The organism is Pseudomonas sp. HD6515 (assembly GCF_024971855.1).
GTDB lineage: Bacteria > Pseudomonadota > Gammaproteobacteria > Pseudomonadales > Pseudomonadaceae > Aquipseudomonas > Aquipseudomonas alloputida.
Genome location: NZ_CP079828.1, coordinates 292029 through 307637 on the forward strand (window position 1 = coordinate 292029; position 15609 = coordinate 307637).

General features: G+C 56.1%; 19 protein-coding genes. 6 read left to right on the plus strand and 13 right to left on the minus strand.

Going from position 1 to position 15609, the window contains the following annotated elements; translation table 11 throughout:
- Nucleotides 1–27: 27 nt before the first annotated feature.
- The gene (locus tag KW568_RS30500; RefSeq protein WP_128637225.1) at nucleotides 28–276 is read right to left on the minus strand and encodes a hypothetical protein; all 249 of its coding nucleotides are present in this window, start codon (nucleotides 274–276) and stop codon (nucleotides 28–30) included.
- 166 nt (nucleotides 277–442) lie between these two features.
- Here KW568_RS30500 and KW568_RS30505 point away from each other — a divergent pair, with 166 nt between their 5' ends.
- From KW568_RS30505 to KW568_RS30530, 6 genes are all read left to right on the plus strand, one after another.
- Nucleotides 443–994, plus strand: a complete 552-nt coding sequence (locus tag KW568_RS30505; protein WP_231995370.1) for a site-2 protease family protein — start codon at nucleotides 443–445, stop codon at nucleotides 992–994.
- A gap of 59 nt (nucleotides 995–1053) precedes the next feature.
- Nucleotides 1054–1464 carry a hypothetical protein gene (locus KW568_RS30510; RefSeq protein WP_004574506.1) on the plus strand — a complete coding sequence of 137 codons (411 nt, stop codon included), beginning with the start codon at nucleotides 1054–1056 and terminating at the stop codon, nucleotides 1462–1464.
- A gap of 468 nt (nucleotides 1465–1932) precedes the next feature.
- A complete protein-coding gene (gene ltrA / locus KW568_RS30515) occupies nucleotides 1933–3354 on the plus strand; it encodes a group II intron reverse transcriptase/maturase (protein WP_004575621.1) in 1422 nt (473 codons plus the stop codon).
- A gap of 524 nt (nucleotides 3355–3878) precedes the next feature.
- A complete protein-coding gene (ltrA, locus tag KW568_RS30520) occupies nucleotides 3879–5228 on the plus strand; it encodes a group II intron reverse transcriptase/maturase (protein WP_020415617.1) in 1350 nt (449 codons plus the stop codon).
- A 160-nt stretch (nucleotides 5229–5388) separates the two neighbouring features.
- Nucleotides 5389–6186, plus strand: a complete 798-nt coding sequence (locus KW568_RS30525; protein ID WP_004574376.1) for a hypothetical protein — start codon at nucleotides 5389–5391, stop codon at nucleotides 6184–6186.
- Nucleotides 6187–6360: 174 nt separating this feature from the next.
- Nucleotides 6361–7350 (plus strand): hypothetical protein, encoded by a 990-nt coding sequence (locus tag KW568_RS30530; protein WP_024718185.1) that lies wholly within the window; start codon nucleotides 6361–6363, stop codon nucleotides 7348–7350.
- 411 nt (nucleotides 7351–7761) lie between these two features.
- Here the strand turns inward: KW568_RS30530 and KW568_RS31285 are convergent, their stop codons facing one another.
- The 12 genes from KW568_RS31285 to KW568_RS30585 all read right to left on the minus strand — a co-directional run bounded on the left by KW568_RS31285 (nucleotide 7762) and on the right by KW568_RS30585 (nucleotide 15460).
- A complete protein-coding gene (locus tag KW568_RS31285) occupies nucleotides 7762–8409 on the minus strand; it encodes a helix-turn-helix domain-containing protein (RefSeq protein ID WP_004574372.1) in 648 nt (215 codons plus the stop codon).
- 6 nt (nucleotides 8410–8415) lie between these two features.
- Nucleotides 8416–9210, minus strand: a complete 795-nt coding sequence (locus tag KW568_RS30535) for a hypothetical protein (protein ID WP_004574370.1) — start codon at nucleotides 9208–9210, stop codon at nucleotides 8416–8418.
- Between the two features lie 129 nt (nucleotides 9211–9339).
- Nucleotides 9340–9744, minus strand: coding sequence for a hypothetical protein (locus KW568_RS30540; RefSeq protein WP_004574368.1), 405 nt, complete (start codon nucleotides 9742–9744; stop codon nucleotides 9340–9342).
- Between the two features lie 11 nt (nucleotides 9745–9755).
- Nucleotides 9756–10355, minus strand: a complete 600-nt coding sequence (locus KW568_RS30545) for a hypothetical protein (protein WP_004574366.1) — start codon at nucleotides 10353–10355, stop codon at nucleotides 9756–9758.
- A 125-nt stretch (nucleotides 10356–10480) separates the two neighbouring features.
- Nucleotides 10481–10840 (minus strand): hypothetical protein, encoded by a 360-nt coding sequence (locus KW568_RS30550; protein ID WP_141745121.1) that lies wholly within the window; start codon nucleotides 10838–10840, stop codon nucleotides 10481–10483.
- A gap of 378 nt (nucleotides 10841–11218) precedes the next feature.
- On the minus strand, nucleotides 11219–11839 hold the full coding sequence (locus KW568_RS30555) for a hypothetical protein (RefSeq protein ID WP_004574362.1): 621 nt from the start codon (nucleotides 11837–11839) through the stop codon (nucleotides 11219–11221).
- Nucleotides 11840–12085, minus strand: coding sequence for a hypothetical protein (locus tag KW568_RS30560; RefSeq protein WP_004574360.1), 246 nt, complete (start codon nucleotides 12083–12085; stop codon nucleotides 11840–11842).
- A 139-nt stretch (nucleotides 12086–12224) separates the two neighbouring features.
- Nucleotides 12225–12755 (minus strand): hypothetical protein, encoded by a 531-nt coding sequence (locus KW568_RS30565; RefSeq protein WP_004574358.1) that lies wholly within the window; start codon nucleotides 12753–12755, stop codon nucleotides 12225–12227.
- Between the two features lie 115 nt (nucleotides 12756–12870).
- Nucleotides 12871–13812, minus strand: a complete 942-nt coding sequence (lepB, locus tag KW568_RS30570; protein ID WP_004574356.1) for a signal peptidase I — start codon at nucleotides 13810–13812, stop codon at nucleotides 12871–12873.
- Entirely contained in the window at nucleotides 13809–14069 is a 261-nt protein-coding gene (locus tag KW568_RS30575) for a hypothetical protein (protein WP_004574354.1), read from the minus strand. The genes lepB and KW568_RS30575 overlap by 4 nt, the downstream gene beginning before the upstream one ends.
- A gap of 751 nt (nucleotides 14070–14820) precedes the next feature.
- Nucleotides 14821–15063: a hypothetical protein gene (locus KW568_RS30580; protein ID WP_004574349.1), complete on the minus strand. Its 243-nt coding sequence runs from the start codon at nucleotides 15061–15063 to the stop codon at nucleotides 14821–14823.
- A 148-nt stretch (nucleotides 15064–15211) separates the two neighbouring features.
- Nucleotides 15212–15460, minus strand: coding sequence for a hypothetical protein (locus KW568_RS30585; protein WP_004574348.1), 249 nt, complete (start codon nucleotides 15458–15460; stop codon nucleotides 15212–15214).
- Between the last annotated feature and the right edge of the window lie 149 nt (nucleotides 15461–15609).

The window sequence follows — 15609 nt, forward strand, 5'->3', positions numbered from 1 at the left end:
GATGCATGTTCCTTTTTCGAATTTAATTTAGCCCGCTAGCTTCATGTCTTGCTGAAGCGCGGATTTGCCTTCATAGAAAGCGTTTAATAGTTCCGGAATATCTTCGAGGAGTGCATGCGGCGTTTCAGAAGCCCCCCATCCGTATCCCCAGGCAGCGTTCTTTGCATCTTGAAATACGTTAGCTGCTAGTTGATTGCTCTCAGGCGATTTCATGAGGAGTACAGCTAATGCCCATTGAGATCGAGCGTAAGCCGCCAGCTGAAAACAGGTATTCATACGTTCACCAGAGTAGTTTCATAACCACCTGTAATGAATTACACGGGCCTGTATAGACCTAGAGGCAAAATTTGCACTGCACAGTACACACATCAGGTAAATATGCGGCTATAGGCTTGAAGGTTTTGAAGCTTTGCTAAAGAATCACATGCATCATGTTCTAGGAATGAAAACCATGCTGCCTGACGCACTGGTAACTATCGGGATGTTCGCCATCGCATTTTTCGTCATCTGGCTGATGTTGGTGTTCTTGCTCTTGATCCATGAAGCCGGCCATTTAATACCAATGCAACGCTACGGTATTAAGCCAGACAAACTCATTCTCGGTGGATACAAGCTATTCTCGTTCCGAAAATCAGGAATCATCCATGAAATCGGTTTGATCCCGCTTTGGGCGTATGTGGTCAGCTCCGATTATGAGAAGGCCCCGTCAGACCGCCGAGCGATCATCGCTGCGGGCGGCCCCCTGATCTCCCTGGCCACCGGCCTATTGTTCTTCGGCATTCACTACGTTACGCCAAACTGGCCGACACTCGTGGCGGCCCAAGGCTCGATCCTGCTAGCGGCAACCAACATCATCCCCCTGCCCCCCATGGATGGCTGGACGATCGTCGAGCATTTCTTGAACCTCCGCGGGATCTACTTTGATGACAGAAACAAGCGCCTATTGATGGGTGTTGGCCTGGCCACTATTGTGGCAATAACCCTGGCCCTTTAGAAATATAGGTCCCTGCAGTGCATCTCCTGGTGCAAGTTCAACTGACCAGGAGATGTCTCATGACCACCACTACCCTCGACGCTAAACCGCAGCGCCCTGCTCTGCGACCCGACTTTTTCGAAGAGGCCTTCAAAAACTACAACGTGCCGGCAAAGCTCCGCACCTTTGCAGAGGCATTCTGCATCCGGTTCAACGTTCGCGGCATCTGTGACCCCGCCTATTGTGCTAATTCGGCAGCCCTGAAACTGAAGATCGGTGATGGCTGCGGGAGTTTCGACCACGAGAAAGACGCCGACGAAAACGGCATCCCACTGATTGGCGACCAACTGCTCTTCGCATACAGCAGCTGCATCCAGCAAACAGAGCCAGGCACCACCGCAGCTGTCATCAACACCATGGTGAAAGCAGCCCTCGCCGGCGCAACCGTCGAGGAGCTCGTGTCACTGCATGCTGCCTCTGCTGTACATTAACCCCACCCAAGCCGCCCTTCTCTGAGGGCGGTTTTTTTTGGGTGCGCCAGGCATGGCGCGTTGCGCGTCAGCGCAACCCGCTTGGTTGTGGTGACCAGGCGGGTGACTTGGAGGTGGAAGTCCTCTACACACCCGGCAAGGGGAAGTGTTAGCCAGAGGCAAGGGTGTCGCGGGTGACTGCGAATCTGAAGGAAGCCCGAGGCAAAATGCTGGCCTGACGAACAGGAAGCGGATAGAGGCGGCACAGCGGGGTAAGGCGGCCCAAATCGTCGAAGCCCAATACTTGCACGGAACGCTGTGACGTAAATCCGACAGGCATAAGCAGGAAGGTCACGCGAATTACCCTGGGAGATCTGCACACCTGCCTTTGTGCTACCGAGCGTCGAGAGGCGACGGGATGGGCGTGCAGAAGTCAGCCGAGGCCGTAGTAAGTGGCGGTTAACCACGCTACCAAGGGCCGAACAGGTTATGCCGCCAGTAGGCGTCACTGTCTCGTTGGTAGCCGTAATGCAGAAATTTCCCACAGCGGAAACTATCATCCTGAGTCCCGGCCAGAAGCCGAGGATGATGCCTGACAGTGCAAAGGTATCGATGGCGTCAGTGGCGTGGACGAGCGCGGAGTCGGGCACGCTGATGGAGCGGGTGCTTGCACCGGCCAACCTCAGGCGTGCGTATCAACGCGTAGTCAGCAACAAGGGGGCGCCGGGTGCCGATGGCATGACGGTGGCCGACTTGGCGGGCCACGTGAAACAGTATTGGCCAACACTCAAGGCCAGGTTGATGGCCGGTGAATACCATCCTCAAGCAGTGCGAGCGGTTGAAATTCCCAAGCCGCAGGGCGGCACACGGCAACTGGGAATCCCCAGCGTCGTAGATCGCCTGATCCAGCAAGCCCTGCAGCAACAGCTTACGCCAATCTTCGATCCGCTGTTTTCGGACTACAGCTACGGCTTCCGTCCGGGCAGAAGCGCTCACCAAGCTGTCGAGATGGCCCGCGCTCATGTGGCGTCGGGGTATCGCTGGTGCGTGGAACTCGACCTGGAGAAGTTCTTCGATCGGGTCAACCACGACATCCTCATGGCTTGTATCGAGCGCCGTATCGGAGACAAGGGCGTGCTCAGGCTGATACGTCGCTATCTCGAAGCCGGTGTCATGTCGGGCGGTATCGTCAGTCCGCGGCAGGAGGGGACGCCGCAAGGCGGCCCGCTCTCGCCGTTGCTGTCGAACATCCTCCTGGATGAACTCGACCGCGAGTTGGAGCGACGGGGTCATCGCTTCGTACGCTACGCCGATGATGCGAGCATCTATGTTCGCAGTCCTCGGGCAGGCGAGCGGGTGTTGGCCAGCATCGAGCGCTTCCTGTGCCATCGTTTGAAATTGACGGTGAACCGGAAGAAGAGCCAAGTGGCAGAGGCCTGGAAGTGTGACTATTTGGGCTACGGGATGAGCAGGCACCAGCAACCAAGACTGCGCGTGGCAACGATGAGCCTGGGGCGCTTACGCGACCGACTCAGAATATTGCTGCGCAGTGTAAGGGCCCGCAAAGTGGCGACTGTCATCGAGCGAATCAACCCTGTCCTGCGAGGCTGGGCTGGCTATTTCAAGCTCAGCCAGAGCAAACGCCCGCTTGAGAAATTGGACGGCTGGGTCAGGCACAAACTTCGCTGCGTCATCTGGCGCCAATGGAAACGGCCCTCAACGAGGGCGCGCAACCTGATGCGCCTGGGCTTGGGCGAGGAACGTGCCTATAAATCGGCCTTCAATGGCCGAGGCCCGTGGTGGAATTCGGGGGCATCTCATGTGAATCAGGCGCTACCGAAGAAACTATGGGATAGACTCGGACTGGTCTCGATACTGGATACAATTAACCGGCTTAGCCGCATAACCTGAACCGCCGTGTACGGAACCGTACGCACGGTGGTGTGAGAGGACGGCGGCTGTGAAGCCGCCTCCTACTCGATTGCGCCCGGCAGGGCGCGCTCACTCAGGGGTGGAAGTCCCCCGCACACCCGGCAAGGGGAAGTGCTAGCTAGAGGCAAGGGTTTCGCGGGCGACTGCGAGTCTGAAGGAAGCCCGAGGCAAATCGCTGGCCTGACGAACAGGAAGCGGATACGAGGCGGCATGGCGGGGTAAGCAGTCCGAAATCTGCGAAACCCAATACTTGCACAGAACGCCATGACGTAGATCCGACAGGCATAAGCGTGAAAGTGGGTGCGCAATACCCGGGGAGATCTGCACGGTTGCCCGTCAGGGCTACCGGCACCGCGAGGTGCTGGAATGACTGTGCAGAAGTCAGCAGAGGGCATAGTAGGTCGCGAGACTGAAGGCCTGAACGATTAATACCGAGAGTAGAACAGCTGATCTCGACAACCCACGATGACGCAGAAGCTCCCGACACGGGAGGCCTGCCTGCCATGGCCGGACGGAATCCGGAAAGAAGCCCGCAAGGTGCTGAGGGGGTTGCGGCGACGGCTGGGCGAACGAAATCGGAGGACTACCGGCTCATGGAGCAGGTGGTCGAACCCAGCAACATGCGACGAGCGTACAAGCGCGTCCTGAAGAACCGAGGCGCGCCAGGCGTTGATCGCTTGACGGTTGAGGAACTGAAGGACTGGCTGTTGGTGCACTGGCCAAGTGTGAAGGCGGCACTGCTGGAGGATCGGTACCTGCCACGGGCGGTGCGCCGAGTGGACATTCCCAAGCCTAATGGCGGGGTTAGAACACTCGGCGTACCCACGGTGGTGGATCGGCTTATCCAGCAGGCGCTCCATCAAGTACTGCAACCGATCTTCGAGCCAACCTTCTCCGATGGCAGCTACGGCTTTCGTCCGCAGAGAAGTGCGCTCGATGCGGTCGTCAAGGCGAAAGAGTATGTGGCCGAAGGAAAGCACTGGGTAGTGGACATCGACCTGGAGAAATTCTTCGACCGGGTCAACCACGACGTGTTGATGGCTCGACTCGCCTATCGAGTGAGGGATGGTCGCGTACTCAAGCTGATCCGGCGCTTCTTAGAGGCGGGGATGATGGCTAATGGCGTGATTCAACCCCGCAGCGAGGGTACGCCTCAGGGTGGGCCGCTGTCCCCATTACTGTCGAATATCCTGCTGACCGATCTTGATCGAGAGCTGGAAAGGCGGCAGTTGAAGTTCTGCCGATATGCTGACGACTGCAATATCTACATCGGCAGTGAAGGCGCAGGGCAACGGGCGATGGCGAACATCAGAGCCTTCCTGGAGGGTCATCTGAAGCTACGTATCAACGAGCAGAAAAGCGCAGTAGCACGGCCTTGGAAGCGAAAGTTTCTGGGCTACGCGATTACGATCTATCGCCAAGAGACACGGGTGCGACCTGCCCCCGAAAGCCTGCGAAGACTGATGGATCGAGTTCGTGAGTTGCTGCGCAAGGGGCGAGGACGGTCCTTGTCTCACACTATAGAGATGCTAAATCCCGTGTTGCGGGGTTGGGCAAACTACTTTCGGCTTACCGCGAACATGCGGATGCTGGAGGAACTCGATTGGTGGCTGCGTCGAAAACTACGTTGCCTGCTCTGGCGACAGTGGAAAACCCCGAAGACCCGCGAACGACGACTCATCTTGCTTGGGCTTAGGCCTGAGCGGGCGTGGAAGTCGAGTGTAAACGGGCGAGGGCCTTGGTGGAACTCGGCATCCAAACACATGAATCAGGCAGTACCGACGTTGTACTTCGCCAAAATGGGGCTGGTCTCGCTGCGCAGCACTGTGCAGGGACTCCAGCGTATTAGTTGAACCGCCGTATGCGGAACCGCACGTACGGTGGTGTGAGAGGGCTGAGGGAAAAAAAATCCCTCACCCTACTCGATCTCGGCATTCATGGTGACGGCTTTGCGATACAGGCGGCGTATGTGTTCGTGTATGATCTCCGCGTCATAACCAAAAGGGTCTCAACATGCTCACGAGCCAGCGCCAGCAAGGCGCTTCTTCTTCCGCCCACCTGCCGGCCGTAAGCTCCTCAGCTGTTCGGTGGGTTTCCCAGGTTACTGTCGAGCTGTCGTATTGGCACGGGAACCAGAGGCTCAAGAATCTCGATCAATTCGAATGGCACGGTGACGCGGTGATGGCACCTGCTCTGGCGCACGCTCAAAGCAAATGCGATTTTTACCAGATCGATGCTTCATCGACCCTTGAACTATGGGCGTTTCGTTCCTTGTGGCGGGTTGCAAAAGTTCAAGACAGCACCGACCAGCACTGGTCGTTCGCAGACAGCCTTGACCATGGTGTGTCAAAGCTCCTGGTGAGTCATCACCCAGTCTGGTCATCAAAGCACGGTCGAATTTCAGCTCCCGACACTTGGCCAGGGTTCACCGCCATCTTCCGGAAACTCATTTCAGTCGACGCTAGCCGGTCGATCGACGGGGAAATGAAAAGCCATGTGGGTGCGTCTCTGCGCGTCATCGAGCAAAGCCACGAATCCTTGGCCTTGGCGATTACCGATGGTGGTATCCGTGGCCTGACAATCACTCGTGTTGGGGCGAACCCCCGTAGCCCTGGCTGCGATTTGTTCATGGTGACAGGCACGATCGTTGTGGCCCTGTCCCCCTATCAAGCTGAGTTGGGCCTTGGCCAGCTGGAGGCAGCCGTCCGCGGCTCAGTTGGGGTTGAGATATCGCTCGTCGAAGGCATCACCGCAAAAGGGCTGCTGGATGCTGGGCAGCGTGCTACGAGCTGGGCGCTCGAAAGGCTGTGATATTTATAATTACACCTAGCGCGTATGCGTACGCGTTATGTATTATTGCCGCGCCGGATGGGTAATTGATCCTGTCCGGATGGCTGGTGTCGGCAGTGTTCTGGGTTATGCGCAGGTGTCAGTCATCTCTGTTAGCAAGTTCAACGATCTCTGACCTTTCAGGAGTGCTACCTCATGACCGAAGCCATCGAAAACAGCAGCACCGAACACCAGCTTGACCTTGATTTCCGCATGACAATCGTCAAAGGCAATATCAAGACTGCGATGAAGCATGGAAACGGTAAAGGCCGTTCCTTCACAGCAGGCGACCTCTGGTGGGTATCGCCAAAGTGCATAAAAGTAATCCCTGGTTATAACATTCGCGTTAAATCAAGGTCCTACCACGAGAAGCTAAAAGAGCTCGAAGATGCCATTTTCCACAATGGCTTCAACAAGGACTCCGCCATTTCGGTAATCGTGATCAAGGACGAAGATGGTGGGCAATCGATCTACGTAAAACGCGGTCATAGGCGCCTTCAAGCAACCCTCGGAGCTATTGCGAGGGGTAAGGTCATCGACACAATCCCATGCATCATTGCCTCCGACAACATCTCTGAAGAGGACATGACTGCCGACCTGTTCGACAGCAACAACGGCGAACTACTGACTCCGTACGAGATGGCGGTTGGCGTCAAGCGAATGTCACGATTCATCCCAGATGACCATGCTGCAATTGCAAGGCGCCTCGGCCTCTGGCCTGCCCAGGTATCTGACGCCCTATTGCTGATCAACGGCCCAATCGAAATCAGCGAGTACGTTCGTGATGATGTGATCTCCTTCACCTTGGCGGTCCAGATTCTAGAAGAGCATGGGCCGAAAGCTTTGCAGGTGATCGAACAAGGTCGTGCTCGGGCGGCTGCGGCAGGCAACAGTACTGAAAAGCTTAAGCCTCGATTCGTTCCAGGCAAGGTCATCAAGAAGGCAGTCACAAACGCTGCTCCAACGATGAGAACGGCTATTCAAGACATTCGTCAGGACAGTGGTTTTCAGCACCTGACGCCGGAGAATCAGCAAAAGCTGGATGCGATTCTGGAGCAATTTCGACTGGCCGAAGAAGAAGAAGAGAAACTGAACGTGAACCCGTCCACCGAGCAACAGCTCAACCTCAATACAACTGAGGAATAACCATGCCTTCCGGGCAGCCCCTACACGCGAGGTAGGGGCTTTTTTTTGCCTACCGGAAAATAGCCACAAGCTTGGACCTCCAGGTAGTGTGCACCTCATGCCTCTTCACTTCTCCCCCTGATACCCACTCAAGCTGCACCGAGCCTGTTGAGCCTGTGCACATGAACGCGAACCTGGTGAACGACGCACAGGCCGCACAGGCAGCAAGACCAGTCAGCGCGAAGCGATCTCCCGGCTGAGGCTTGACCTCCCCCCGCACCAGATCCCCGGCCAAGCCACGCCGGCATTGGGCACAATCCACTGCGAAGCGGGCAAGCTCAGTGCCATCAGAAAATACGATCGGCAGGCTGCGATGCAACGGCATGACTTGCCTCCACTGAGCAACTGCGTCCCCTACAGGGTCATTGCCATCTAAACGCTCACTGCTCTCCACTGACCCCCCCCCTTGCTGACTGCGTTCACGTACACCTTGACCCATCCTGGTACAGGCCGCTGCCCTCTCTCCCAATAGCCCACAGCGGCATAGGCCCAGCCCAGGGCATTGGCTAGCTGTGCCTGAGACCAACCTAGAACCTCGACTCTGATGCGCCTGACATCTGCGCCGGTGAGGGTCGGTTCACACGCGGGCAATTGGCCCTCAACAGCAGCGCGATAGAGTGATCGAGCTGCAGCTGGCATTTCGGCCCCCTTCTCCCACTTCGATATCAGCCCGGGCGAGACGGATAGCATCATGGCTATAGCTTTCTGTGTCAGGCCCGCCGAATGGCGTTGGCGTGCAAGCTCACTCTGCACGGTCGGGGGGAGTTGGATATCGTGCTCCCTGGCCATGTCGTCGCGGTAGCATTGCGCTGCGTGTTTTGCCCGGGAACGACCGTGGTAGGCCAAGTCGCGAAAATGGCGATCGGCGACAAACTTTCCAGCCTTCATCAACCGCACACGCCAGCCCGCGTCCGAAGGTTTGGACGGTCGATTGTCACGAGTAATGCCCTGCATCTCTGCGTCCGAGATGCGCCTAGTTGTGGAGGTGGCGGCGCCAGGCTGCAGGCTTGGGATATCCATAGGAGTTCAGTCCGCCGCGAAATCGGACTGATCTGGCTCCGGACCATCATCTAGGTCGAGGAATAGTCCACTGCCGGAAACCAAACCACCGCCCAGAACCAGAGCTGAGTTAAGCCCCAGCGCCGGAACCCCATCAGAATCTCCAGCATCAGCATTGGCGCCCTTGGGCCTGGGCTTCACCGGCATAGGGATACTCGCGGGAGACGAAGGTGCAGGGGTCTGGAGTATCATGGGCTCCGCAGGGCGCCGTTGAGGAACTGGCTTCGGAAGTGGGTTACCCCGCTCCGGCATAAGCAGCGGCACATCATCATCCAGGTTGAGTATGACCTCGCTCGCCTGCGCTCTCTCCAGGCTGCTGAAGAACTCGTCAGACTTGGCCATTAATTTGCTGAACTGCTTGTCTGACATGGGCTCCTTGCGACGTAACCCGCCCATGTTGCGGATGGTGTCAGTGGTGATGGCGTACAGGGCGTCTTTGAGTTCGGTCCGCACCTGGTGCGTCATGAACTCACACTTCAAGGAGAGTACTTGCTCCGCCCTTCCGACCTGGGTCGCCAGCTTCTCAAGAGCCTGCAGTTGGCGCTCGATCCGCAACTCAGCCGCTTGTGCCGTGGTTCGAGACCGATTGAACCAGTACCAGGCACCAAGGAGGGCAAGGCCAGCCGCCGATGCAACCAGGTACGTTGGCAGTTGGCTTGCGGGAGGGGCTGGCACGAGATTGAAACTGAACGAGTCAGCTGAGACCAGGGGCAGCGCTACTGCCCCTGACAGTGACAAAAGCAATTGACGTTTAGCAGTCATTTCAGGCTCCAGCGCTGACAGCTTCATTAGGCTAGTTATGATACATAGCGCGTACACGTACACGCATAGTATCGCCTAATACTTGGTTGTCACGCTGCAAAAATGAGCGCCAGGGTTTCCCCTAGTGAATCACATCTGATCGAGCTTGAATGACTCGGCGCCGGCAACCAGATCATTGCCTAGGTTGGCTAGAATCGTATCCCCAGAAACCGCTACCCCGTGCCCGCGGACGCCGCCTGTGCTGACCCAATACACCTTCCCTGTACCGGCTTCTACAACACGCTTGTGAAGCTGAACCGAGTAGCTGAAAAGACGCTCCCCCGGCTGATAGTCAGCCGTCTCCAGGTAAGCGTAGATCTTGTAACCGCCATCCAGCTTCACAACCTGCTTTGGCAGGTGAGATGAAATCGTCTCCTTGATCATCTCCTGGGAGATCTCAGCGGCATGTGCAGAAAGCACGAGCTCGACAGCAGAGGCACTACTAGAGCTGAAGCCCATAATTGCGAGGAGGGCCAGTTTTGTCAGTTTGATCATGGGAGGATTACTCAAGCGGGGTCATTTTCAGTTGGTAAGTGAGTGCTGCAGGCCGGTGCAGAAATGGTCTCCCCGCGTAGATGCAGCATCATTGCGTAGATAGCGACATCAAGGGGATCTCCTTTTGCGACGTGCTCGCGCAGCTCCGTTGAAAGGAAATCAGCAGTGCATATGGTCTCGTCATTCCAGCCAGACCGGCCTTTTGCCCGGTTTCTGGCCATCTTCACTTTCATGTTGAGTGCGATAGCGTCGACGGCCGCATCATCAAGCGCAGCCTCGCCGAGCTGGCTCGGTGAGTTGTAGGTACGAACAACAAGCGCCGTTTGTTCTTGAGCCTGCACTCTAACTTGGACCTCACCGACCGCCTCCAAAGCAGCGTGCACGCCGCCGGGGTTCTCTCGGTGAGCGACCCGGAGTGCCTCCAACCAGATCTGTTCGGTTGGCATGTCGCTGCCGGCTGCCATGGGGGCAGAGGCCTGGTTCTTCGCGTTGGCCAGCCACAAGATCGTGTTACAAGCAGGACAAGGGGTTGACTCGTTGTAGCTGGGAATGCCGCCTTGACTCGCCATGAAGCCGAACCCTTCACAATGAAGGGCCCCGCTGATCATCATGCAGCCCCCAGTTGCATCCTGTGGCGAGGCCCCTGCCAGCTGGCTAGCGCTGCCCGCTGGACGCGCACCTGAGTCGAGGTGCGCACTCGAATTCTCTACTTGCACAAATCCACCTGAATCACTGATCAAAGGAACACCGAAGTGCCAGCCTCAGAGGGCTTTGCCTGTGCTGGTTGCGGTGTCGTCGTTTTGCCTGGCGCCAAAGCAGATGAAGACAGCAGCACAGCCGCGTCCTGCTTCGCTTGATCGATCACTGCGGGATTGACTCTCTTCCAGTAGCAGTAGGCCGATCGAGAGTTCTCGTGCATGGCCAGGTCACGCTTGCGCATCAGGTGCTCGATCTCCGAGACCACCCAGTGACCAGCGCCAAACGCGTGGTCTCTCCCTGCAATCCAGTACTGCGCATCAGTGATCTTGAAGAGCATCTCAAAGACGGCCAGCGCAGCGACGGCCACAGGATCTGTGCTGCACTTGAGATGAGCCATGATAGGGCCAAGGGTGCGTATGTGAGCTAGCCGAAGAGATTGAGCCCAAGAAACAGACCGAGGGCGCCCCGCCAACTGGGGCAAACTCATCTGATAGAAGCCCTTGGCTTGCGGCGCAACGAGTTCGCGGACATGGGCGCTGCATTCCCCGCAAATCGTGCTGCTGGCGTAGAGGCGATCCTGCCTGCGCCCGCCCATCCCTGGCGAGGTGAAGCTGAACAGATCAAGGTGCCCACAAAGGCACTTGGTTGGAGCGGTAATGTGAGCCCCCATGGACACCTCCAGAATACACACCAGTAAACGCTTTCAGAATCACAATGAAGCATAACACGTATGTATATTTTAAGGGCGCAATCGTCCTCACATTATTCGCTATTCCTATGCGGCCGGCAGCAGCGATAGGATCAGGGGACCTAACTCGTTGGCAGTGTAAGAGCCAGAGATAGCCATCTTGACTCGAAACGGGATGGGTTTACGTCCTTTTCGGATAGAGGTGAAGTCCTCCAGGGATAGGCCTATCCGGGACGCTTGCTCAGTTTCACTGAGGCCTGAGATCTCTGCCAGACCATCAAAAAAGGCACTGACCAAATCTGGTGATCCGCCAGCATCCAAACGATCGAAGAATCCGTAGAGCAAAGTCTCACGGACCACCTGCGACTGCTGATTGGCCGCCTCTACCGCCTCTCGAATTGGTTCAGGCAATGCAGCGAGCAGAGTCGACAGGGTCACCTCTACCCCCATCGCACCGAGCGTGCGTATACGCGCCGGGGGCGGCAACGGGCGCATGTTCACTCGGCATTGGCGGATCATGGAGATGCTGATGCCAATCTCCTTGCTAAGCCGAGTATCCGCCCAGCCCTGCTCCTCGCGGAACCGGTCCATCAGCTGGGCCCAGGCGACACTGCTCAATCCGGTGTCTGCAGATTCAAAAAAGAGATTTCGAGAGCTCAGGTCGGCTGCCACCTCGGGATTGCCGTCCCCGGCATGAATGTCGAACATCTATTTGCTTCCATCAACTTCTGCCGCACCCTGCTCGTCCAGCTCCATGTGAGCTGCGACGCAGGCGCGAATCATGAGGTAGAGGGCTCCGCCGACAAGGCAGAGAAAAACCCCCTTGAAAATGAGGGCCGGGGAAATCTTCACCAGGCCAGCGCCAACAGCCATGGTGGCCAGCAAGCCCATGACGACAACACAGAGAGCAACAACGACGCGGGTGATCAGAGAGTGTGAAGAACGGGTATCCATGACAAGCGCCCTATCGATACGTAACGTGTACCGATAATACTGGATGATTACAGATAAGCACAATGTCGTGTTTGGAAAGACAGAGGCTAATAATCAGCAGACAAAAAACCCGGGCACTTGGCCCGGGCGTGTAGCAGGTTTACAAGCCGGGCACCCCTAGCGGGATGATTGGCGAGGTAACGTTTTGCAGTCCGAATCCGTTCCCTTCGATGCTTACCGATGCGGTCTTGACGCGAATCGCACCCAAGATTCCGACATTGGAATTGTGGACGATGCGCTCCTGGGCAGTCTGCGTTACCGCGACAGGTTCGAAATCTGCCCCCATGTCATTGGCCAGCAGTTTGTTGATGCGTGCAGCCATTTCAGCGGCAGCTTCGTCGGCAAGACTTTCAGCCGAAGCGGAGTCGAAACAGATACCGATCACCTCGGCATCCGCGCCAGACTCATCATCGTCCTGGGACAACACAACGTGAGCAGTGGCCTTCAGCTCGCTGGAGCTGACCAACTGGGCGATGACTGTCGATCGATACGCTTGCTCAAGCTCTGCGAGCTCGGCATCGCGTACTGTTCCAACAGGGTACGAGCCCACCTGCTGTACCAGGTTGCCGAGGGAATCGACCGGTGCAGCTACTAGTTGAGCGTACTTGATGGCTGTTTCATGAAAGCTCATGCGTTTCTCTCCTGAATGATGGGTGCAAGGCCTTGCGTTGCCTTACAGAGGAGGTATGAGAAACACGGACTTGTATTGCATCGGCACTCCATGGCGGCATCCCTTTGGTGGCCACTCATCGTGAGAGCCGGCTGAACTGTAAACTGCCGTTATCGATATTAATATCGAAAATGGCTCGACCTATAATTTCCTTGTCTGTTACGAACCCCCAATAGCGACTATCCAGGCTATTGGAGCGATTGTCACCCAGCACAAAATAAGAGCCTTTTGGTACAACACATGAAATCCCTGAAACATTCCTCTCGCAGCCCGGGATGGCAGGAAAGTCTGTGTTTACACCAAAATCACTGCTGTCAGTGTCCTGCAGAGTACCAATTTGCAAGCCTTGAATTCGTTCCAACGTGTAGGTGGCGTGCTTAAGCTTTCCGCTGGCTTCATCTTCGTAATCATATGGCATTTCCATTTCGCGCACCGCCGGGGCACAATTGACAGACAACACACCACTTTGATAAGTGATATTGTCGCCCGGGACGCCGACCACTCGCTTTATGTAAGGCTTAGCCGGGTCAAGAGGAAAACGGAATACCAGAACATCACCAAACTTCGGCGCCCCCCCATGCGAGATCGGCTTTGAAACGAAAGGCAACCTCACGCCATAACTGAACTTGTCTACGACAACCACGCTGCCTACTTCTAGAGTAGGACGCATTGAGGAGGACGGAACAAGATAGGGTTCTGCTACGAAGGATCGGAATAAGAGCAGGAACACGGCAACCGGGGTCAGCTCCACCATGTAACCCATAATGCCTTGCGTATAGTGCTGCTGACCCTTAGCTGCTCGATACCGTTCATAGCCCCAGAAAGGCACTCCGATGATCGCAGCAGCGGCGAGCAAGGTAGCCACATCCAGAAAGGTGCACAGCAAGATGTATGGACCAAGGACAGCGGCCCCACACCCTAAAGAGTACATCCAGGCAGGCCCGTGTAACCGGTACCTCTTGCTGCAAAGTACTGGAGCAGCCGCAGTTAAACCAAGCCCAACCCAAAACAGGCTCATAGATACTTACCTGATTTTCTGTTGTAGCCATAGATAGCGATACGGACAACGAACAGCAGAAAGAATATACCACCCAAACCCCAGCCAGAAGCCTTGACCCACAGGCCGTAACTATGGGGAATGGAAACTTCTAGCTCTTCAAAAAGGAATTCAATCAAAGATCCAAGAGCCCAGAGGAGCGCTGCAAATACCCAACCATTCAAAAGCAGCTGTACATTATACTTCACGCCTTTAGACCGGCTCTGTGTCGCTAGCATAGTTACTCCGCGGCAATAAACGACCACCCTGCCCGGCTTAGCGTGCATCGGTGTCCGTTCAACGGCTTGATCAACAATGTGGATTCAAGTGACGCAGCTAAGCACCCGAAGTGATAGCTGTAATATAGAGAAAGCTTTTCCAAGTCTTCTCGTAAGCCCCGGCAATACGCTTCGTAATGGCGACTACCCAGCACAGGCTCTATATTCTCGTATTGAAGAGGAAACGGCTTAAGGGTAAGAAGCGCCAGTCGACACTTCGACGTCAGCCAGACGCAGGCAGCGTCTACTATATTTTGGCTTAGTTGTGATGACCTGAATTCATCCCTCACTTCAAGTCTTCTAATGAAAAGTACGCTGCCAGCTTCGAGCACAGCAGAGAAGTCATTCCGGCAGGTCCAGACCAGCTCCTGCACAGCCTTCTGGAGAGCCTCACTTACCAGGTCGCAAGCATCAGCCAAGGAATATCGCTTTCCATCGCCGCTGGACAACAGAACCGCGTCCAGGACAGCGACTGGCACAGCCTCTGACTGTAATCGAAGCCAGGCTGTAACCAGTCGCCCTTCACATACCGCAAAGCCATCAAACACATCCCCTGAAAGGCTCAGCTCTACGGAGTAGTCACCTGCTAGCTCCATGCGCTCAACTAGGCCGCGATGCATTGGAATCTCGCTGTAGAAGCCGGTATCTATTCGGCTTCGCACATGCGGACGACACCGCGACACTTGCGTTAGGCCGGCAGGCATGATGCAGCTCAGCGCAGCCCGGTACCAACACGGCCCTGCGCACTGGCCTTGGCCTTTTTACGATCGGCCACTTTCAGCAGCTGCACGAAGAGCACAACCATGACCAGAATCGCGATCAGCATGAATGCGAGTGTGGGACTGATGTGACCAATCTTCGCCCACACGAACACGAAGGCTGCCAGGGCCAAAGCCGCCGGCAACTGACCAACAATGTTCAAAGTCCGCATGGCCCAGAATTGAGTTTTCAGCATTACAAGCTCCTCAGAATGATTGATAACACGTACGCATAATACTAGAAGATTTGCATGCCTGCTAGCCATGCGATGTCATGATGCCGCCACAAAAAAGGCCTCCGTCCACAGTGATGGACAGAGGCCTTGATCTACGGCCGGGAGAGCCTCACAGCGGATAGAAAATCGAATAGATACACACCGCCAATGCAGCCGCGCAAAGCGCGGAGCACAGCCAGATCAGCATTTTTACGTCACGCAGCGAGCGATCGGTAAAGCCTTGCATGGCCTGGATCTGCTCAGGCCCTGAGGCGTTTTTCACGGTGAAAAGGGCGTTGCGGCGCTTGATCGCGATCGAAATGATCACAGCGAGCACCACGACAGCGATACGTGCAAGCATGTCAGGAGTGATAGTCATTGCGGTTCCTCAGGTTGGATTTAATACAGAACAGGTAGAGCGATTGAGTCAGCGAGAAACGGCGTCAAGGTTACCGATTCCCTTGTTCACGCATGGTCTTAATGGCTGCGAGCACTGGATCCCTGGGGCTAGCATCTTGCCCCTCACAA